The sequence below is a fragment of the Dyella japonica genome (assembly GCF_040545895.1).
Classification (GTDB): Bacteria; Pseudomonadota; Gammaproteobacteria; order Xanthomonadales; family Rhodanobacteraceae; genus Dyella; species Dyella japonica_D.
This window is the reverse complement of record NZ_JBEPMU010000010.1, coordinates 19,852-39,743: the sequence shown is the minus strand read 5'-3', so window position 1 is coordinate 39,743 and position 19,892 is coordinate 19,852. Positions and strand designations below refer to the sequence as shown.

The following is a 19,892-nucleotide window of genomic DNA, read 5'->3' as shown; positions in this document are numbered from 1 at the left end:
ACGAGATTGCCCAGGGGCTGGGCATTTCCGTACGCACGGTGGAATCGCATCGGCACGCACTGATGACCCTGTTCCAGGCGCACAGCACGATCACCCTGCTGCGCGAAGCCGAACGGCGAGGGATGCTTCCGTTTCAGCCCGCGTGACACTGAGGGGGCGTAAACAGGCATCGCCCAGGCGCCGCTGCTGGTCGCGCGCATCCCTAACGGGCATACGCGGACTAGCCACACGCACTTGTCGCTATTGGTTGCCGACGGTCCGTCAGGCGCGTGGGGGCACGGTTACCAATCTCGCGAAAGCGCCCATCCCAATTGATTCGGCGATCGCCTGCTATGCGGCCTCAGCGAAAACATCAGCGCGCGTATATCGAATCCCTCAACGAGCGATTGCGTGACGAATGCCTAAACGCACACTGCTTCACCGGCTTGGCCCATGCACGCACCGTTATCGAAACCTAGCGTCGGAAATACCACGAGGAGCGACCCAACAAAATGGTCGGCGGGCTGACGCCCGCCACCTATGTCCAACTACTGGCTGCCAGAGCGGCTACGATCACCCACGGGCTCCAAAGCCTAGCGTTACTTAACCGAGTCCAGCATCGCACGGCCCTGTCAGTGGAAGGTGGGCGCGTTGTCTGCGCCCAGGCTTTTCAGCAATTGGTGTGCCTCGCGTGAACGTGGCGCCACCGCCACCAGACGCTCGGCGTACTCGCGCGCCCTGGCCATGTTGCCGGCGTCACGCTCGGCCTCTGCCAGCGCGAACAGCAGCGACGGATCGTAGGGCGACGTCGCCAAGCTCGCTTCCCACACCTTGCGCGCCTGCTCGCCCTTGCCCGCGGAGTTCAGCGCCACGCCGTAGACATAGGCGAAACGCGGATTGGCGGGATCCGCCCGATGCGCGCGCTCCAGCCACCCCAACGTCTGCGATGTCTGGTTCCGCCGGACGAGCGCGAGACCTTTCGCGTGCAGCAGGCCGGCGCTATCAGGCACGGCGCGCAGCCCTTCGTCGATGACCTTGGCCGCATCGTCCTCGCGGCCCATTGCGCGGAACATGTCCGCGAGATTCACATAGGCAGGCACGAAATCCGGCTGCAGCTTCAAGGACTGGCGAAAGGCCTGCTCCGCGGCGGCGGTATCGCCGCGCTCCACATAGACGATCCCCAGGTCGAAATGCGACTCCGGCCGATCAGCGATGGCGGCCTGCGCTTCCTGGTAGGTCGCGAAGGCGCGATCGCGTGCAGCGCGCTGCGCCGCATCGAGCGGTGCATCCGGCACGCCGGCCAATACACGACCGGCCTTGACGCGAACCGCCAACACCGGGTCGTCTGCCAACGCAGCGGCCATCGGCCCGCGCACTTCCGGAGGGAAGGCGAGCAGTGCATCCAGCGCCGCTTCGCGCATCAGCGGATCGGTGTCGCCCAGCGCGGCCTGGATCGCCGGCACGACATCCGGGCTCGCGTAGTGCTGCAATGCGTCGACAGCCGTGGCACGCGCCATCATCGGTGAGCTGACGTCACCCGCCAGCGTGGTCAACAGGGACGCGGCGCCAGGCTTGCCGCGACGCGCGGCGTCCAGTGCCTCCACGAAATGCTGATAGCCCTTGCGATCGGGACCGTGCGCCTTCGCGATGGCATCGGCCGCCCACGGCGCGCCCTGGTCCGCGTGGCAGTTGGCGCACGCGTTGGGCACGCCGTACTGCACGGTGAGGTCGGGACGCGGCACGCGGATGGAATGATCCGGCCGCGCGTTGATCACCATGTAGTTCTTGGAAGGCATGTGGCAGGCCACGCATTGCGAACCGGCGCTGCCCTCCTTGTGCATGTGATGTGCGGTGGTGTCGTAGACCGCCGGCGTGTGGCAGCTCTCGCACAACGCATTGCCCTGCGCACGCGTCTTGCCGGAGTGAGGATCGTGGCAGTCGCTGCAGGTGACGCCCTTCGCGTACATTTTGCTCTGCAGGAACGAGGCATACACGTACACCTCGTCCAACTGCTGGCCGTCCGCGTGATAGCGGCCTTCCGTGAGCAGCACCGGATCGTGCGTATCCATCAGGCGACCCGTAGGCGCTGTGTTCCTGGCGATGATGCTACGCCGCGAATGACAGACCGCGCAGGTTTCCACTTCGCGATGCGTCGCCAGCGGCGCACTGCGCGCGGGATTGCCAGATACCGGGTTGGGAATCCAGTGCACGCCTTTGCGTTCGTCGAGTGAGATGCTCAAGCCCATCGACGGATCGGCCTTCTTGGTTGCATCGCTGGCATTGGACCACTCCACGTGGCGCGAGCCGGGCCCATGGCACGCCTCGCACGCCACGTTGATCTCGTTCCAGCGGGTCTTGAAGGTGTTGCTGGCCAGATCGTAGTTGCGCTGCACGCTGGTGGAGTGGCAGTCCGCGCACATGTAGTTCCAGTTCTGGTTCAGTCGCGTCCAATGCAGCGTGTCGCGCGCATCGATGTGCTCACCGGGATAGAGGTTGAACCAGCGCTGTCCGCCTTCCCCCGCGGGGCGCGCATCCCACGCAGCTCGCAATGCCTGCAGTCGCCCATCGGGAAACGCCACCAGATACTGCTGCAGTGGATAGACGCCGAAGGTGTACTTCACTTCGAATTCGCCGGGCTTGCCATCAGGCCCGTCGGTCTTCACGAAGTAGGCGTGATCACGCTTGAAGAAGCTGGCGATGGAACCATCCTGCTTCAGGGCGCCACCATCGAACCGGCCCGCGACTGTCTTGTCGTCGGCTACCTGCATCGCGAGTGCATGATGAGATGCCTGCCAGGCCTGCGTTTCCTTCGCATGGCACGATGCGCAGGCTTGCGCGCCCACGTAATGCGCCGCAAGCCGCTCCGGCGTTGCAGGCGTGGGCGCGGTGGCTACTGATGCCACCGGCGTGGTCGCGACGCCGGGCGAAGGCACGCGCAGCCACCAGATCCCCAGCAACACGAGCACCAGCACGGCCAGGCCCAGCGGCATCCACCAAAGCCGGCGATGAGGTTCCTTGGACGAAGGCGCTGCCGCGGCCGGCGCCGGGCGAGAAGACGCCGCCTTGCCAGAGCGCTTGCCGTGGCTCCTTTTGGAACGCCCCATCCGTTTCTCCCCGATGCCTACGGTATGTGTTGTGTGCGTCCCTTCCTGGGACGCTGTTTTCCACCGGCTGCGCGGGCATGGTAGCCGGCGCGGGCGATGAAGCCGTGAAAGTGTCTCCGTCCGTCGACGGCAGCCGGGTCACGAGAACGGATTCAATGGCGGCAGGGCCGCCCGATGTCGCCAGCGGCGCCGACTGTGTTTCCACCGTTCCCGCGCACTTGCCAGGGCATCGATCAACGACGACGCCGACCACGCCGATGCACCCTGCCCGTACAACGCATCCTGCAAGCCGGACCACTGCCCGTGCAGTGCGGCGTCGCCGTAGCGAGACGCCCATGCGCTGACGCTCGCTGGTGCGCCGTCGTCGGCCGCACGACGGATCCAGGCATCCACCGTCGCGGCCATCGTTGCTGCGGAAGTCTCGTGGCGTTGGCGCCTGACCGCACGGAACGCAGCGGCCTCGGAGTGACGCCGGCGATATCGCCACGCCTGCCATCGATGCCACCAACGCTCGCCCATATCGCGGAAGCGCCACGCGAGCCACGCCAGCACGATCAGCAACAGCACGGCCAGGCCGGCGTCGCTCGACAGCCAGCCGACCATGCGTGGCATGAAACCGCGCTGGGGCAAGGCAAAGCGTGGTTTATCCGGCGATCCCCACCAGGCGTGGAAGCGGACTTCGGCGACCGTGCTCTCGCGCCATTGGCGCGTGCGGCTGTCCATCCAGCGCACGGTGACGGGCGGCAAGCTGTAGTGGCCGCGATGCTCGATCACGTAGCTGGCGGTATCCACGCGGTCGCCGCCGACGAAGCCGCCATGATTGTCGACTGCATCACGCGTGACGGGCGAGGCGGCATACAACGTGAGCCCGTCGACAGGCGCGAATACCGTGGGCGGCAGCATCATCGCTGGCGCGCCATCGGCGGTGATTTCGATGCGGCGCGTCACGGTGTCGCCCACGTGCAGCCCACCGTCCTGTGGCGTGATGGTCTGCGTGATCTTTACCGAACTGGCGATGAGCGCCTCGGTGACGCCCGCAGGCAATATCAATGCCCGCACCTTGAGCGAAAGCGGCTGGGTCTGTACGTTGACCGGCGTGCGTTCTGCGCCCAGGTGTGCGGTGATCTGGAACGAGGGAATCTCCACGTCGCCCGACATCAAGGGTGTGATGAGATACGTGCGCGACACGCCTGACCACGTCTCGCCGTTCACGGTCTCCACCAGGTGGCCGGGCGTCTCGTCGGAAAGCGACAGATACGCGCCATCCACGTGCAGCTCCGGAAGCACCGGAGCATCGGTGAAGAAATCCGGCGTCAGCACATCCACTGCGATACGCGCCGTCTCGCCCTGCATCAGTGTGTTGGACGGCTCCGCGTGCACGCGAACCTGCACCGGCGGCGGGCGTGTTGCGGCTTGGTCGGCGTGGGCCACGATGGCGACCCAACAAAGGCAACACGCCAGCCAGGCTTTCATGGCTGTGCTCCTTCACTGGTCGATGCAGCGGCCGGCGCGGCGGGTGGCTGGCCGCTTTCGATGCTGAACTTGGTGCGCAGGAAATCCGCCGGCGACACGCTGAGGTTGCGCATCCACACATCCGCCGGCAGTGGCGTGAGTCGCTTGCCCTGCACCGTCGTGGTGTCATTGCCCTTCTTGCCTTCCTTGTCCTGCTTGATCTGGTCGGGGCGCGTCTCCTCATCCTGTTTCTCTGGCGGTACCTCCGCGCGTTGCCTGATCAGTTTTGCCATCAACTGAAGATTGGCTTCCGCCTCAGGAAAGGGATGGCGCATGCGCAGCGCGTCGTTGTAGGCATCCTTGGCCTCCTCGTATTCGAACTGGTGCGCATAGCTGTTACCGGACATGAACTTCGCGTCGGCTCCCGGCAGCGTCTCGAAAATCTTCTGCGCGTCCTCCCAACTTCCATGCTGATAGAGCGCCAGGCCTTTCCAATAGGGGTCCTGGAAATGCTGCGCGGCCTGCTCGAAGTCGCGATGCTCGTAGTACCAACGTCCTTGCTGATCGGCTGTAAAGAACCAATCGGCCACGTGCCAGTCGGCTGCCGAAGCCGTCGACGGCAACGCACCCATGCCAACGAAGCCCAGCACGAACACCCATCGCACCACCCAGCCGCGTCGAAACCAGAACAACGCGATCAGAACGAGTGGATAGCACAGGTAATAGCCGTATTCCTTCCAGTGCACGGACGATTTGTCATTCATGATCTGCAGGTGATGCAAGGCTTCGCGTTGCACCCACTGCATGTCGTCATCGCTCGTGGTGACGCTGCTCAGCGGGATATGCGCCTGCGAGGCGAGCCGTTCCAATGCACGGTCGTCGAGCTTCGCCTCGATGGGCGAGCCGTCCTGCCCGGTTTGCATGGCACCGGAAGGTGTGCGCAGCGACCCTCCCTTGGTGGTGCCTACGGCAAGCATCAACACTTGCTGCCGCGAACGCTGGTGATGCGCGACGAACGCCGGAATCTGCGCATCGTCGAAGCCGCTGGTGAAGAACACGATGGTGCCCGGATCGCTTTCCGCATTGAGCAAGCGGTCGGCCAGCGCCAACGCGGCGGCGGCGTTCTGGCCCTTGCCGGGCAGCAGGTCGGTGCTCAGCGCGGAGAGAAACATCTCCATCAGCGCCGCGTCGTCCGTGGGCGGCAGCACCATGTGTGCGGTGTTGGTATACACGATGAGGCCCGTGCGGCCGCCCACACGCAAAGCCATCAAATCGCGCACCTTCTGCTTAGAGCGCTCCAGCCGCGTGGGCGACACGTCCATGGCGTTCATCGCGGGCGACAGATCCATCGCCACCATCATGGGCGCGCGATCTTCCGCAAACGGCGGCGATTCCAGTTCCCACGTGGGGCCGGCACACGCGATGCTGCCGATCACGATGACGGCACACACGAGATGGATGGGGCGCGCACGCCAATGCTCGCTGTCACCAACCACCAGATGCGCCAGCAGATGCGGCGCGATCATGCCTTTCCAGCGCTGCAGCGGGTCGTTGCGCCGCTGCCACCACCACAGCAGCAGCGGACCGAGCGGCAGCAGCAGTAGCCACAGCGGGCGAATGAAATGGAAGCCCTGTTCCATCGCTCAGCGCCCCGGTGTCTCAGGCGCCAGCGATGACGTCGCACGCCTGCGCGTGAGCGGCGCTAGCACGCCCAGCATCAGCAGGTGGTAGACGATCATGAGCAGCAAGGCCACGCCCAACGGGAGGTAATACAGCTTGAGCTTGGGCCGGTAGACGGAATGCTTGACCCTGCTGGGCGTAACGCGATCGAGCAAGGCGTAGATGCCCGCCAGCTGCTGGCGATTTTCGCCGCGAAAACTTCGCCCGCCGGTCGCGGCGGCGATGCGCTGGAGCGCAGCCAGATCCACGCGGTTCTCGCCCTTGGCGTCCGGGTCACCGATGCCGATGGTGTGGATGACGATGTGGCTGGCCTTGGCGATTTCCGCAGCTTTTTCCGCCGGAATGCGGCCGGCGGTATCGTTGCCGTCGGTGAGCAGGATCAACACGCGCTCGCGCTGTTTCGAACTCGCCGTCATCTTCACGGCCACGCCCACGGCATCACCGATGGCCGTCTGCTCGCCAGCCATGCCCACGCGCAATTCGTCCAGCAACTCGCGCACGGCCACATGGTCCAGCGTAAGCGGCGCCTGCGGAAACGCATTCGTGCCGAACACAATGAGCCCGATGCGATCCGTGGCGCGATGGCCGATGAAGTCGTCTACCACGCCCTTCACCGCGCTCAGGCGATCGATGCGCTGCCCCTGCGCATCGAGAAAGTCAGGTGTCGCCATGGAACCGGATAGATCGATCGCGAGCAGCAGGTCGCGCGCCGACTCGGTGCGTTCGATCGGCGGCTCCAACCGCTGCGGTCCCGCCAGTGCCAACACCACGAGCACCCAGCATACGGGCGCCAGGATGCGGCGTAGCCAGTTGCCGCGCAGGATCACCGCGCCACGCTTTGGCGTCTGCCCCGTGGCCTTCGCCAGGTCATCGAAGAACGGTACGCGGATGGCCTTCGTTCGCTCGCCGTAGGGCGGCAACAGCCACCACACCAGCAAGGGCAACGGAAGCAGGATCAGCAGCCAGGGGTATTCAAGCTGCAACATGGTTGTCGATCCAGCGGTGCAACAAGGACATCAGCGACGCAAGTTCGTCGTTGCCGATGGCGCCATCGCCGTAAGCAAGCCTGTCGAGTGCGCGCCCCGGCCCTTGCACGAAACCGCCTTCGGCGTAGGTGCCATCGAGATAGCTCAGCCATGCATCGCCACTCATGGGCCCCACCTGCTGCCGCGGTGCCCACGCAAGCACCGTGCGCTTGACCAGGGCAGGAATGGAAGCCAATGCATCGGCGCGTCGTGCGGGGTCAGCAACGGCGTTTTCAATGGCCGCCAGTTCGGCCCGTGCCTCACGCCGGTAGCGATTGCGCATCCACTTGCGCCACGCGAGAAAGGCAAGCACGAGCAGGCCAAGCAGGATGACTCCGGCAATCACCCACCAGCCTGCCGTCTGCGGCATGTAGGAAACCGGCGGCGGCGCCGGAATGTCCTTGAGATCGGCGATGGACACCATCGGCGTTTTGGCGGCGGGCAGCATCACGACGTTCAACTCCGCCGCTGTGCGAAGTGACCGAGCATCCGCGCCACCTGCAACAGCGTGGGCTGTTCGGTATCAATGGCCAGCATCGGCACGCCGCAGCGCTGCACGAGATCCACCGTCTGCGCCAGGCGCTGGTCGAACATGGTGCCGAGCGGTTCGCGGATGGTCTTGCGACCAAAATCCAGCTCCACCTGCAGCTCGCCCTCGGTCACCACGATCTTGCCACGATCCGGCACCGACCGCGCCGACGGATCGAATACCAGCACGGCGATGACGTCGTTGTGCGTGGCCAGTTCGCGCACGAGCTGCAGCGTTTGCTCGTCTGCACCGAAGAAGTCGCTGATGATGCATACCAGGTAGTCGTGCGTCGCCAGATGCAGCGCGGACCGCAGCGCGGCATCGAGTTGTCCCGCGTTGGCGCGGATGGGACTGTCGGCGCGCAACGCCTGATTGCAACGCGCCAACGCGCCCAGCACGGCTTGTACCCGCGCCCGGCTGCGATGGGCGCGGATGCTGTGGATTTCGCTGTCATCGAACAACACGGCGCCCGCGCAGTCGCCCGCCTGGAACGACATCCACGCTGCCAGCGCCGCGACTTCCGCCGCCACCACGGACTTCATCGCGCGGCGGGTGCCGTAGAACATCGATATGCGCTGGTCGACCACGAACAGCGCAGGGCGATCCCGCTCCTCTGTGTACGAGCGCACCAGGGCGCGACCCAGGCGCGATGACGCCTTCCAGTCGAGATGACGAAGATCGTCGCCGGGCACGTACGCGCGAATCTCTTCGAAATTGAGTCCGCGGCCACGCAGGCGCGATGCATGCCTGCCCGCGAGAATGCTGTGATGCGGGCGATGCGGCGTGGCATTGAGGCGGCGCGCGTCGTACTCCATGCGTGCCAGATGCCCGGGCGTGACATAGACCGTTCCGACGTCGCTGGCGGCTATCTCTGCCATGGCCGCACGCTCAGGCCGGTACCGCCACCAGCTCCAGAATCTTGTCGATCACCTGATCGGCATGAATGCCTTCGGCGCTGGCATCGTAGGAAAGAATGAGGCGATGGCGAAGTACCGGGTGGACCATGGCGCGCACGTCGTCGGGCGTTACATGGGCACGCCCTTCCAGCCATGCGTTGACGCGCGAGGTGCGCTCCAGCGCAATACCACCGCGTGGACTGGCGCCGATCTGGATCCACGTGGCCAACGTCTTGTCGTAGTTGGCCGGGTGACGCGTGGCATCGACCAGCGCCATGATGTACTGCTCGATCGCAGGCGCGACATGGATGCCATGAATCTCGCCGCGCGCCTCGAACACGCTGGCGGGCTCGATGCGTGTGGTCTGCGCTTCCGCAGCCTTGGCAGATGCGGCCACTTCTTCGCTGCGCACCAGTTCGAGCACCTGGATTTCGCTGTCCTTGTCCGGATAGTCGACCAGCACCTTCAACAGGAAGCGGTCGAGCTGCGCTTCGGGCAAGGGATAAGTCCCCTCCTGCTCGATCGGGTTCTGCGTGGCCATCACGATAAACAGCTCGGGCATCGCGTGGGTGGTACCCGCGACCGTGATCTGTCGCTCCTCCATCGCCTCCAGCAAGGCGGCCTGCACTTTTGCCGGTGCACGGTTGATCTCGTCGGCCAGGATGACATTGCCGAAGATCGGGCCGGGCTGGAACTGAAAGATGTTCTGGCCATCCTGCTGATGCAGCACTTCGGTGCCGGTGATGTCGGAGGGCAGCAGGTCGGGGGTGAACTGGATGCGGCGCATCTGGGTATCCAGATTCTTTGCCATGCTTTTGACGGCGCGCGTTTTGGCGAGGCCCGGCAGGCTTTCCAGCAGCAGATGCCCATTGGCGAGCAAGCCAACGATCATCTGGCGGATCAAGTCGCGCTGCCCGATGATGGATTGCTGCATCTGTGTCTGCAGCGTGGTCATGGCCTCTTTCGCGTTCATGCTTGCTCGCGGCTCTCTGGCTCGGGTATCAGCGATCGCCACCGGCGATCCAGCGGTAGTACGGGTTTTGGCCATCCGCCTGCAGCACCATGCCCAGCGCCTCGGACGCATGCTCGCGGTCACCCTGATACGCGGCCAAGCCTGCGGCGTAGAAGGTGAAGAGCACGTCTCGCTGCTGATGCATGGCCGCGACCAATTCGGGGCGTGCACCATGCAGCGTGGGCTCGCTGCGCAGCGCCACCAGTTCGGGCAGCACGCGAACGATCTCGTCGCGGCGCACCCAGGTGGCGTATTCGATGCTGGGGCGATCGTCCGTCACGGCCGCAACGTGGCCGGCGTAGCGTTCCAGGCTGTCGCCATCGCCCATCCAGGTGGCCAGCAAGGCCGCCGGCGATGCGATGCCCACCTCGCCCAACGCCTTGGCGACCGATGGCTGGTTGAAGCGTTGCTCGATCTGCGTTGCATTGAGTTCGATCGGATCGTTCGAGCCCACCAGCAGCATTTCGTGCAGCTCGGTCGTCCACAAGGTTGCATGAGGAAATGCATCGAGGAACGCCCGCACCATCGCACGGGAGTCTTCATCGTTCTGGGTGGGGATGGGCCACCACTGGGCGACCACGCCGCCCGGCGCCAGCCGCTTGGCGGCCAACTGGTAGAAATCGCGCGAGTACAGATTCACCACGCCTGCGGCCGAGGGTGGCGGCGGTTCCAGCGTAATCATGTCGTAGGTTTGCGCGCTGGCAAGCAGCTCGCGTCGACCGTCGCGCAAGCGGATGTCCAACCTCGCATCGCTGCCTGCATGGTAATTACCCTGGAACTGCGAGACAGCGCGCACCACCGCCGGCAACAGCTCGGCGCATACGCGCGTAGTCAGACCCGGATACTGCGACAGCGCACCCGCGGTGATGCCCGTGCCAAATCCGATCACCAGGGCCGATCGCGGTTCGCCGCGATGGATGATCAAGGGCAACAGCGCCTGCAGGCGCATGTAGCGCAGCGACGGCAAGGTGTCGCCGGAATTGGATACGCCCTGGATGTAGAGACGATGGAAGCGGTTGTCGCCCTGCCCCTGCGCCAGCACGGCGACCGTGCCGCCGCGACTTTCTTCGTAGTAGCTCAGCTCGCCGCCACGCGCTTGCGCCAACAGGTTGGCGAACTTCTGCGGCGGCGTGAACGCAGCCAACGCCAGCGACACGATGGCCACCGCCACCACTGCCCAACGATTTCGCGGTCGTTGCACGGTCCCTGCAAAGACTGCCACCAGTCCCACGACCGCGGCGGCGATGGCGAGCAAAGCCAGCGAACGCACGAGACCAAATGCAGGCACCAGCACGAAGCCGGTGACCACTGTGCCAGCGATGCCGCCGAGTGTATTGAGTGCAAGCGCCGCACCGACACTGCGCCCACTGCGCCCGGCATGTCCGCACAGGCGCAGCACCGCCGGAAACGCCGCCCCCAACAACAGCGTTGGCAACAGCACGATGGCGATGGCGGCGATGGCGAAACGCGCACACATCGCAGCAAGCCGGCTGTCGGTCAGTGACATCACGAGGTTCGCCGACGCGCTCTGCAATGCGGGTAACCAGTCGCCCAGCCAGCTGACCTGCAGCAGCGCGGCGAAACCGGCGAGCGCAATCAACAGGCCAAACGCCAGCCAGCCATCGCGAACCCGATCGGCAAAGCGCGCATAAATCGCGCTGCCCGCCATCAGTCCCAGCAGGTACACGGCCAGCATCATGGCGAAGGCGAACGCGCGCGTGCTCATGAATTGCACCACCGTCTGCGACCACACCACTTCGTAGCCCAGGGCGATACCTCCAGCGATGGCATAGAGCACCAGCGCGAGCCGACCCGTCCACGACGGCGCCATGCTCTGCGCGGGCGCGATCGGTACCTGCGATGCAAGGTGCCGGTCCAGCCACAGGGCAGTCAGCGCTACCAGACCATTGACCGACGCCGCCGTCCAGGCGGATCCCTGCACGCCCAGCGCCGGCAGCAACAGAAACGGCGCAGCCAGCACGCCAGCGACCGCGCCTGCGGTATTGGCCGCATAGAGACGGCCACCCGTAGCGGCGACGCTGCCGCGCGTCGCCGCGCGCACCAACACGGGAAGCGTGCCACCCATCGCGACAGCCGGCGCGCCGACCAGCACGAAAGGAAGTACCCAGGCGAGCCAGCCCACCTGCCGCTCAAGCACCGCGAAGGCGGCTGCGCTGTGCGCCAACAAGAACGTCGCGATCACCGCCAGGACAGCGACGGCTCCCTCCAATAAAGCGTAGAGCCGCAGCGGGCGTTGCAATTCGTCGGCCTTGCGTCCCAACCAAGCGCCACCCAGCGCCAGCCCAGCGAAAAACGCGCTGACCGCCATGGTGACGGCATAGACCTCCACGCCAACGACCAGGGACAGCTGTTTGATCCACAGCAGCTGATAAACCAGCGATGCCGCACCCGAGCCGAACAGCAGCATTGCAAGCACGACTCCCATCGGGGAAAGGCCGCGCGTCGCCACAAAGGCATGTTTTCCGACGTGGGGAGGCTTCATGGCAGGCATGGAACGCGCATGCGGGTGGACGTCGCCGGAGCATGGGAAGGATTCGGCGCGCCACTATGCGGCTCGGCAACGCAAGACGAAGACTGCGATGGGATGCGGGCGACTGAGAGCCGCCCGCATCCGACATCCCCGCTCAATGCCCCTGCTTTTGCTCCAGCTGACGCCTCAAGGCCTCTTCGGCATGGTCGATGGAGAACGAAGCCGGCGTCTGGCTCGGCGGGAAGTCTTTGTACGTCGCGAGCATGTTGAATACGCGACGGTTGCCTTCGAAGACCAGATAGGCGTTTTGCGCCTCCCACAGGTAGTAACCCGTGGTGGGACCGATATCCGCCCGCTCGTAAGGGTCCATGCGCAAGTTGTACAGCTTGGGCGTGCGCAGGCAATCGAAGGGTTCCATCCATATCTGCATGCCGCCGACGGCCTTCTGTTCGCAGAACACCACCTTCCACGCGGTAGGCACGCTTGCCCCCGGATTCTTCATGTCGAACCGTACGGCGACCACGGCGGCATCGTCGTTGAAGTAGAAGAATTCGGTACGTGGGCCGACATTCGTCTTCCCGGTGAGATAGGGAAGGAAGTTGTAGCCGTCCAGATGCACTTTGAAACTCTTGCCGCCGAAACTGGCGCCCTTTGCCAATTTATTGGTGATGTCGTCATCGCCCGCTGCAGCCACCAGCGTCGGGAACCAGTCAAGGCCGGAGATCAGCGTATTGCTGACGGTGTTGGCACGGATATGGCCGGGCCAGCGGATCATCGCCGGTACGCGAAACGCGCCTTCCCAATTGGAATCCTTCTCGCTACGGAACGGCGTGTTGGCGGCGTCGGGCCAAGTGAAGAAATTCGGGCCGTTATCCGTGGTGAAAATCACGATGGTGTTCTTCGCAATACCGGCGTCGTCCAGCGCCTTGAGCAACTTGCCCACGTTCTGGTCCATTTCCCACATGCCGTCGGCGTACATCTCGCCAGCCCCGAGGCCCGCCTTGCCTTCGAATTCCGGCCGCACATGAGTAAAGATGTGCATGCGCGTGAAATTCATCCAGGTGAAGAACGGCTGGCCTGCCTTGGCCTGCTTCTGGATATAGGAGATCGCCGCGCCAGTGGTCTCGTCGTCGATGGTCTGCATACGCTTGACGGTCAGCGGGCCGCTGTCCTCGATCTTGCCGTCGGCATAGCTGTGTATGACGCCGCGTGGGTTATAAGACTTGAGGAAATCCGGATTGTCCTTGGGCCAGTACGGACGCTCCGGCTCTTCCTCGGCGTTGAGGTGATAGAGGTTGCCAAAGAATTCGTCGAAACCGTGCTTGGTCGGCAGGAAACGATCCTGGTCGCCCAGATGGTTCTTGCCGAACTGCGCCGTGCCGTAGCCCATGCCCTTCAGTACCTGGGCGATGGTGATGTTGCCGTCCTGGAGACCCACTGGTGCACCCGGAATGCCGACCTTCGACATACCCGTGCGCAGTACGTTTTCGCCCGTGATGAAGGTCGAGCGCCCGGCGGTACAGCTGTTCTCGGCGTAGTAGTCGGTGAAGATCATGCCTTCACGGGCAATGCGATCGATGTTGGGTGTGCGATAGCCCACCAGTCCCATCGTGTAGGCACTGAGATTGGCGACGCCGACGTCATCACCAAAGATGACGAGGATGTTCGGCTTGCCGGTGTTCCCCTGATCCTGCTGCTGGTCCTGCGCCGGTGGTTGTGCCTTGGCGGCAGGTGGTTGGATGGTGACAGCGGCCACGACGAACAAAGCCGTCGTCACTACTGTCGTCAGTGACTTGAGTAAGGTGCTGCGCTGCCACGGGCGAAACATGGGGACCTCCTAATGTGCACGACTGCACCGGGCAGCCAACATGGATCACATCATTCATTCCGCAACGGCGCCCAGGGCGCTGCACCGTCGTCAAGCGTTACTGCTTTTCAGCGGGGTAGATCACTTTCCAGTCCTTCTTCATGTCCACTACGGTCCAGCCCTTGGCCGTGGCCTCATCCAGTGCCTTGTCGAGCTTGCCGACCTTGGATTGGCGGTCGTACGCCCACTCACGCGCCGCGTCGGTGTGATGGACCAGACCCGTGAAGCGAGCACCATCGCCCGCGGCCGTCCACTCCAGCATCTGCTGGTCGCCATCGGAGTTGCCGAAGGCGAAGATGGGTTTGACGCCGAGGAAGCGCTGGATGCCCACGGGCTTGCCCGGGCCATCGTCGATCAGCGCGACCTTGGGCAACTTGATCAGCACGGGCGTACCGTTCTGCAGCTCGTACTTCAGTTCGCCCTGGCTACCGACGATCTGTTCCGGCGGGACGCCGTACACAGCGGGAACCCAGGCGCGCATGAAATCCTGGCCACCACCGGAGACGATGTAGGTCTTGAAGCCGTTGTCGCGCAGGTAGTGCAACAGCTCCAGCATCGGCTGGTACACCATCTCCGTGAACACGCGATGCGTTTTGGGATGCTTCGCCGTGGATACCCACTGGTTCACGTTGCGCGCGAACTCGTCGGTGGTCATGCCCGAGTGCGTGGCGGCCACCAGTTCAAGCACGCCCTTCTCGCCTGTAGCGGCGAGGCCTTTCATGTCGCCTGCCAACGCGGACTTGAACGGCTCGGTGGTCTTCCATTCCGGGTGCTGGGGCGACAGGGCCTTCACCTGGTCCAGCGCGAAGAAGAATTCGAAATAAACCGGTTGCTCCGCCCACAGTGTGCCGTCGTTGTCGAACACGGCGATACGTTTGGACGGCTCCACGAAATCGGGCGAACCGGTGGCGGTGAGCTTTTTGACGAAGCTCTCGATCTGTTGCTTGGTGGTTCCGTCGTTCCAGGATGGCAACGGATCGCCTGCTGCCGCGCAGGCATTGGCCCATACGAGCATGCCAAACAAGCAGAACGCGGCCCAGCGAACCGCCCCGATCTTTCGCGCGAATGCCTTGGCACGGCCAGGATGAGTTGCGGCGTGCATCCAAGCATCTCCCCATGGATCGATGCCATCGCGATCGCAGGTGGCAAGCCTGCACTCGGACGACAACTCATGATGGGCGCCCCATTCGGCCCTGCGCCCGGCCTGGGCGCGTTGACACTACGCGCCGATGATTACGGTCGCGGATTTGGCAGGCATTGACAATTCGGGACACTACCTAGTGGCACTAAGCAAAATTACGGGGCGCCGGTCACCATGAGCTTGCCGTAAGAAATCGAGGCCGCATTGCACGGTCTCGTGAGGGAAAGGTGAAGGTATACGCGGCGAAACACCGGCACCGCGCAGCATACGACGTATGGGCACCGCCTCACCGTGGTCGGCAAGGCAATCGCCGTGCTGCCGCCTGGCATCATGTGATATCAAGTACCAAAACATTCGACAGAGCAGGGCCGACGAACGACGTATCCCTCCGCTAATTGTCGACACTCACCGTGGAACATCCGGCCAGGACGACAAGCGTCATGCCGAAGAATCTGCGTAGCTTCATGTCCGTCACTCCCAGGTTCGTGCTGATGCCACGCGACCAAACAAGCTATTTTTTGGCTCTTTCATACCGCAAGAACGAGCCATGTGTGAGTCTTCCACCGGTCTTGTAGCTATCGGCCTTATGACGCCCTGCCTCTCCGCCTCGCGAAGGAGCGAAATGCTGTTGTGAACGCCAAACATATCCAGCAACGCTTGTCTGTGATTCTCCACCGTGCGTGGAGATATATGAAGCAACTCAGCGATTTCCACAGTACGAAGACCACCCGCGAGGTGATCGATCACCTGCCTTTGTCGGCGCGATAGTTGGTGCACAGGCACCCCGACGTCGATGGTTTCAATGACTAGACGTGGAGTTACGTACAGCTTCCCACCCATGACAGCGAGAATTGCTGCGTATAACTCTTCGCAGGAAGATTGCTTTACGACGTAGCCGCTGCTACCCAGCCTCATGGCTTCGCGGACCATCTTTGGATCGTCCATCGCCGATAACACAAGGAACGGTACGCTAGATCCGAGTTCACGAATTCTACGGAGGGCATCCAATCCACTGAGGATGGGCATAGCTATATCGGAAATGACAAGATCGACAGGTCCCACCATCACCTTCTCAACAAGGCTTGATCCATCGTGAGCTATGTCGACCGATTTCACATGAGGCAGCAAAATTCCGGATATACCTTCAGCCACGCACCGATGCCCGTCTGCGATTATCAGCCGCCAAGTCAGGCTTGCCAAATCTTTCGTGAAAAATTTTGGGTTCATGGCGGACCATCGAGATTTGTCTTGCGGCCACACAGATACTTTTGATACCCCCTCTCACAGAGCGGCTTGTTCAATAGACGCCCTGATCGACGCCACCACTACTTCAGGTTACGCGGCCTAGAACTAGCAACGTACCACGCGGATTGTTGTACCGATCACTTTTCGCCTTGACCACCGCCACTGATTTGCTCAGGTGCTGATATCGAATCCGTTCTTTCAGTTCTGGCAACGAACTGGAATTATCGCTACGGTCGCGCCATCCGCCACCATCGGAACAGTAGCGTTAGCCGGTGCGTGCTGCATTACTGGTGCGCAATTTGATAGAACTCCAAACAACACGACCGATGCACGACTGCGGGAGGCGTGGTTGACCGCTCGTGGCGAATGACCTCAAATGGCAGGAATGCTTGCGCATCGCTATGCGCTTTCATGATCCTGCCCCAGCGGCCCAAAACTTATGGCCTAAGTACATTTGCTAGCCTACTAAAACGTTCATCAACCCGGCCTATTTCAGCACCGTCGCCCCACCTGGGCAATTACGTAGTTCTACTTGGAGGCAGTCAGTAGTTCGCTGCAACAATCTTTCATGGCGAATACGTCCGCCCGCACCAAGTACGGAAGCCAATTGGACGTCAACCCGCTTCGGCGAGGCTGCCAGCGAACATGAGCCTGCGTGGCAACTGTTCGGATATCCAACCCGCCCCTCGTCCCATAAACACCTCCTTGACCAAAGGTGTTGCGACGAACGATTGAATCTGCCGGCAGGCTGGTGACGGTGGTAGTCAAATCACCGATTTGGCTTCGTTCTCTGAGCTGGTGAACGACACGCGCGCTCAGGGGCATTCAAGACCTGCGTCCCATACGATGTGGGATTCGCCCACTAAAACGCTCGTTTTAGTGAGCAGTCTTCTGCGCTACGCACGCAGGAGCCTTCGCAGGTGCCTGTTCAGCATAAACGCTGCACAAAACAGCTCCGATTCGCGTGAACGGATTCTGACGGTGGCCGTCGCGGCTCCGTCGGACAAGCACGGAGAACATCACTTGCCACAGTGACACAACCGTCAGGCCGGGGGCCTCGGTGCCGCGAGTTTTTTGGGCTTTGTCCGATTCTTATGGGCTCATGTCAGCCATAGACTTGGATCTAACGTCCCACCGTCATGCTAGGTACATCCAGCACTATGATCTCGCTACGGAAGCCGCACTCATCCTTTGATGTCGGGTCAAATTTTCCTCCAGAATCAGTGCATGCGCTGTCACCAAGTCACTTGATTGAGCACGTCCAGGCTATGTGCGCGAGCCGCCTCGAAGGCCCACTGTGCGCATCCACGGATAGCTTTAAAAGGGATCTCGCCGATCTCACTAAATGTGATCGCTATTTATTCGAAGGGGCCCTGGCAGGCGAAGGTCTTCAGAAGATCAGCTTTCACTGCGACTCGCTATCGAGGAGCCTTCTCCAGAACCTGTGGCTGCGACTGTCTGGACTCAGGACACAAGAAGAAAGCACGCAGACGCATGACACCATGGAGCTTCTTAGTCACTCTGACCATGAAAGAGTGGTTCTGATCAAGAGGCTGGCGGCGCGATACGAAAAGCAGAACTGTGCCGTTCTATATGAACTGGGCCATCGACTTGCGTGGGTATTTAACACACCTCCGCTCGAAGGTGAGATGCTGCCAATCGGACCGGAGGGCGTACTAAACGCCTTCGCTGAGGCAGGCCTCTTGATCGGGCTGGCCTTTGAGCATCACCTCTTGCTGATTGAGCATTTCGCTGCCGCCGTTGGCCTGGCACTCCCGCAGCTTTATGAAGATATCAATCAATATCTTCGCAATCAGGAGATTAGGTCACAGGGTGCGCAGACGACAAGGCGGCCAATGGGATCCAAGCTACGTCAAGGGGCTCTCGCGTCAGAGGGCGCCATCCTGCGCCAGGATAGATGTGCCGGCTCAGAAGGATCGTCACCTAGAACCCAAGCATTTCCGGGTCCCGAGGTGAGTTTGCTTACTCTACTTCGGTCGCACCGGGCCCGTAAAGGTCGTATCGAGTCTGACGTTCGACGCGATATGGTTGGGCGATACCTGCGAAACGAAGACCTCCAACAAGCCCTATCGGCATTGGACGCCAGCGGGCCAGCATGGCTCTATGAAAGTGTGGAGCCTACATCTACCAGTTTGAAGGAGAAACTGGTTTCGGCGATGAATACTAGTGGTGGAAGCGTAAGGGATATCCATCTCACTGATGATCAGAACGACGTCCTAGATCTGGTTACGTTGCTCATTGACGAGATGAAGAAGTATCTCAACAAAGGAAGCCATGCGTTTTCGCTTCTACATGGTCTGCAGTTACCGCTCCTGCGCTTAGCCTTAGCGGACCCAGGATTTCTGGATGACCGCAACCACCCTGCCTGCAAGCTCCTAAATAGAGTGGCCCAGGTGGCAGAAGAGTGGCTTGATCATAGCGAAAATGACGCCGATCGCTCCTTGGCATTCAAGCTAAATTTGCTAGTTGAGCGGGCACGCCGGGAGCAGCCATCTTCGGGGCTCTATACAAGTCTTTTGGCGGATATTGAGCATCACTTGGTCAAACTTGATCACCGTGCAAGGACGTCTGAGCGCCGACGTATTGGATCCGCTGAAGGACGAGAGCGTATAGAGATTGCTCGTCGCAGTGTTGGCGACTTGATCAATGAGCGGACTGATCGCGTGTTTGTCAGCGAGCGAGTCCGTGTATTTCTAACGGGTGCGTGGGCCAATGCATTAGCTATAACCTTGCTTCGATACGGCGAGGATAGTTATGACTTCAAGGAGAAGATGCACGCGACCGATCAACTCGTTGGCCTAAAAAAGATTTCAAACGCTACATTTCTACGGGAGCGTGTCGTGTCCGCGCTGACATCGGTTGGCATGCAGGAACAGGAGGCCTCCGATCAGGCGGAAGAGGTTCTCAGAGATCTGCAACCAGCCATGTGTGACACCACATTTGCGAACAAGGCTGACGAAGCCGCTCGCCCCCAATCAATAGCCACGCAAGAAACGCTTGAGAGCCAGCCGCCCTCAGCAACGCCAGATCAACAGAAGTTGTCAACGAAAGAAACGCAGGTACTCGACTGGCTAAGCCAGCTTCCCTTCGGTAGCCAATTCGAATTCGTGGGCGATGACGGTAAGACTACGCATAGGCGAAAGCTGGCTTGGTACTCCCATTGCTCTGGAAATGCGTTGTTATTGTCGCCTCATGGGGGGCGGGGCGAGGAGATGAAGCTTGCCTCTCTCGCGCGACATATTGTGGATGGCAGGGTCAAACCTGCGGCAGCCAAGCAAGCAAGCATTATTGATCGGGTATGGCTAACTCTAACTAGCAAACTACGCGCCCAAGCGGACACCCTTCATTATCCCTGCGCAACCGCATAGTCGTGTAAGCCTGCATGAGCGATGTGCAATCAGCTACGACCGCCCTTCCCAGGCTGTCAAGGCATACGATCGTCAACGAGGA

13 protein-coding genes and 1 pseudogene are annotated in these 19,892 nt (G+C 62.0%); 3 read left to right on the top strand and 11 right to left on the bottom strand.

From position 1 onward, the window contains the following. Window positions 1–5 precede the first annotated feature (5 nt). On the top strand, window positions 6–146 hold the full coding sequence (locus tag ABIC75_RS22645; RefSeq protein ID WP_354016161.1) for a hypothetical protein: 141 nt from the start codon (window positions 6–8) through the stop codon (window positions 144–146). Between the two features lie 123 nt (window positions 147–269). After that, window positions 270–542, top strand: a pseudogene (locus tag ABIC75_RS23110) (integrase core domain-containing protein); the annotation flags it as partial. Between the two features lie 69 nt (window positions 543–611). Here ABIC75_RS23110 and ABIC75_RS22635 read toward each other — a convergent pair. The 11 genes from ABIC75_RS22635 to ABIC75_RS22585 all read right to left on the bottom strand — a co-directional run bounded on the left by ABIC75_RS22635 (window position 612) and on the right by ABIC75_RS22585 (window position 16,403). After that, window positions 612–2,969 carry a tetratricopeptide repeat protein gene (locus tag ABIC75_RS22635; RefSeq protein WP_354016158.1) on the bottom strand — a complete coding sequence of 786 codons (2,358 nt, stop codon included), beginning with the start codon at window positions 2,967–2,969 and terminating at the stop codon, window positions 612–614. Between the two features lie 252 nt (window positions 2,970–3,221). After that, complete coding sequence (locus ABIC75_RS22630; RefSeq protein ID WP_354016157.1) at window positions 3,222–4,556, bottom strand: BatD family protein; 1,335 nt, start codon at window positions 4,554–4,556, stop codon at window positions 3,222–3,224. After that, the gene (locus tag ABIC75_RS22625) at window positions 4,553–6,175 is read right to left on the bottom strand and encodes a VWA domain-containing protein (RefSeq protein ID WP_354016156.1); all 1,623 of its coding nucleotides are present in this window, start codon (window positions 6,173–6,175) and stop codon (window positions 4,553–4,555) included. The genes ABIC75_RS22630 and ABIC75_RS22625 overlap by 4 nt, the downstream gene beginning before the upstream one ends. A 3-nt stretch (window positions 6,176–6,178) precedes the next feature. Next, window positions 6,179–7,201 carry a VWA domain-containing protein gene (locus ABIC75_RS22620; protein ID WP_354016155.1) on the bottom strand — a complete coding sequence of 341 codons (1,023 nt, stop codon included), beginning with the start codon at window positions 7,199–7,201 and terminating at the stop codon, window positions 6,179–6,181. After that, window positions 7,188–7,688, bottom strand: a complete 501-nt coding sequence (locus tag ABIC75_RS22615; protein WP_354016160.1) for a DUF4381 domain-containing protein — start codon at window positions 7,686–7,688, stop codon at window positions 7,188–7,190. The genes ABIC75_RS22620 and ABIC75_RS22615 overlap by 14 nt, the downstream gene beginning before the upstream one ends. An 8-nt stretch (window positions 7,689–7,696) precedes the next feature. Next, entirely contained in the window at window positions 7,697–8,647 is a 951-nt protein-coding gene (locus tag ABIC75_RS22610; protein WP_354016154.1) for a DUF58 domain-containing protein, read from the bottom strand. A 10-nt stretch (window positions 8,648–8,657) separates the two neighbouring features. Continuing rightward, window positions 8,658–9,638: an AAA family ATPase gene (locus ABIC75_RS22605; protein ID WP_354016153.1), complete on the bottom strand. Its 981-nt coding sequence runs from the start codon at window positions 9,636–9,638 to the stop codon at window positions 8,658–8,660. Window positions 9,639–9,666: 28 nt separating this feature from the next. After that, entirely contained in the window at window positions 9,667–12,105 is a 2,439-nt protein-coding gene (locus ABIC75_RS22600; RefSeq protein ID WP_354016159.1) for a fused MFS/spermidine synthase, read from the bottom strand. Window positions 12,106–12,322: 217 nt separating this feature from the next. Further along, window positions 12,323–13,996 carry an arylsulfatase gene (locus tag ABIC75_RS22595; protein WP_354016152.1) on the bottom strand — a complete coding sequence of 558 codons (1,674 nt, stop codon included), beginning with the start codon at window positions 13,994–13,996 and terminating at the stop codon, window positions 12,323–12,325. Window positions 13,997–14,093: 97 nt separating this feature from the next. Beyond that, window positions 14,094–15,137 (bottom strand): HAD family hydrolase, encoded by a 1,044-nt coding sequence (locus ABIC75_RS22590; RefSeq protein ID WP_354016151.1) that lies wholly within the window; start codon window positions 15,135–15,137, stop codon window positions 14,094–14,096. Between the two features lie 510 nt (window positions 15,138–15,647). Beyond that, on the bottom strand, window positions 15,648–16,403 hold the full coding sequence (locus ABIC75_RS22585) for a response regulator transcription factor (RefSeq protein ID WP_354016150.1): 756 nt from the start codon (window positions 16,401–16,403) through the stop codon (window positions 15,648–15,650). Window positions 16,404–17,668: 1,265 nt separating this feature from the next. On the opposite strand from ABIC75_RS22585, the gene ABIC75_RS22580 reads away from it, so the two are divergent. Continuing rightward, window positions 17,669–19,810, top strand: coding sequence for a DUF1631 family protein (locus ABIC75_RS22580; protein ID WP_354016149.1), 2,142 nt, complete (start codon window positions 17,669–17,671; stop codon window positions 19,808–19,810). Window positions 19,811–19,892 lie beyond the last annotated feature (82 nt).

Coding starts and splice junctions, on each gene's coding strand:
- ABIC75_RS22625 (WP_354016156.1), bottom strand. CDS start 6,175: ATGGAACAGGGCTTCCATTTCATTCGCCCGCTGTGGCTACTGCTGCTG.
- ABIC75_RS22630 (WP_354016157.1), bottom strand. CDS start 4,556: ATGAAAGCCTGGCTGGCGTGTTGCCTTTGTTGGGTCGCCATCGTGGCC.
- ABIC75_RS22600 (WP_354016159.1), bottom strand. CDS start 12,105: ATGCTGCTGTTCGGCTCGGGTGCGGCATCGCTGGTTTATCAGCTGCTG.
- ABIC75_RS22635 (WP_354016158.1), bottom strand. CDS start 2,969: ATGCCGCTGGGCCTGGCCGTGCTGGTGCTCGTGTTGCTGGGGATCTGG.
- ABIC75_RS22590 (WP_354016151.1), bottom strand. CDS start 15,137: ATGCACGCCGCAACTCATCCTGGCCGTGCCAAGGCATTCGCGCGAAAG.
- ABIC75_RS22615 (WP_354016160.1), bottom strand. CDS start 7,688: ATGCTGCCCGCCGCCAAAACGCCGATGGTGTCCATCGCCGATCTCAAG.
- ABIC75_RS22610 (WP_354016154.1), bottom strand. CDS start 8,647: ATGGCAGAGATAGCCGCCAGCGACGTCGGAACGGTCTATGTCACGCCC.
- ABIC75_RS22620 (WP_354016155.1), bottom strand. CDS start 7,201: ATGTTGCAGCTTGAATACCCCTGGCTGCTGATCCTGCTTCCGTTGCCC.
- ABIC75_RS22585 (WP_354016150.1), bottom strand. CDS start 16,403: ATGAACCCAAAATTTTTCACGAAAGATTTGGCAAGCCTGACTTGGCGG.
- ABIC75_RS22595 (WP_354016152.1), bottom strand. CDS start 13,996: ATGTTTCGCCCGTGGCAGCGCAGCACCTTACTCAAGTCACTGACGACA.
- ABIC75_RS22605 (WP_354016153.1), bottom strand. CDS start 9,638: ATGAACGCGAAAGAGGCCATGACCACGCTGCAGACACAGATGCAGCAA.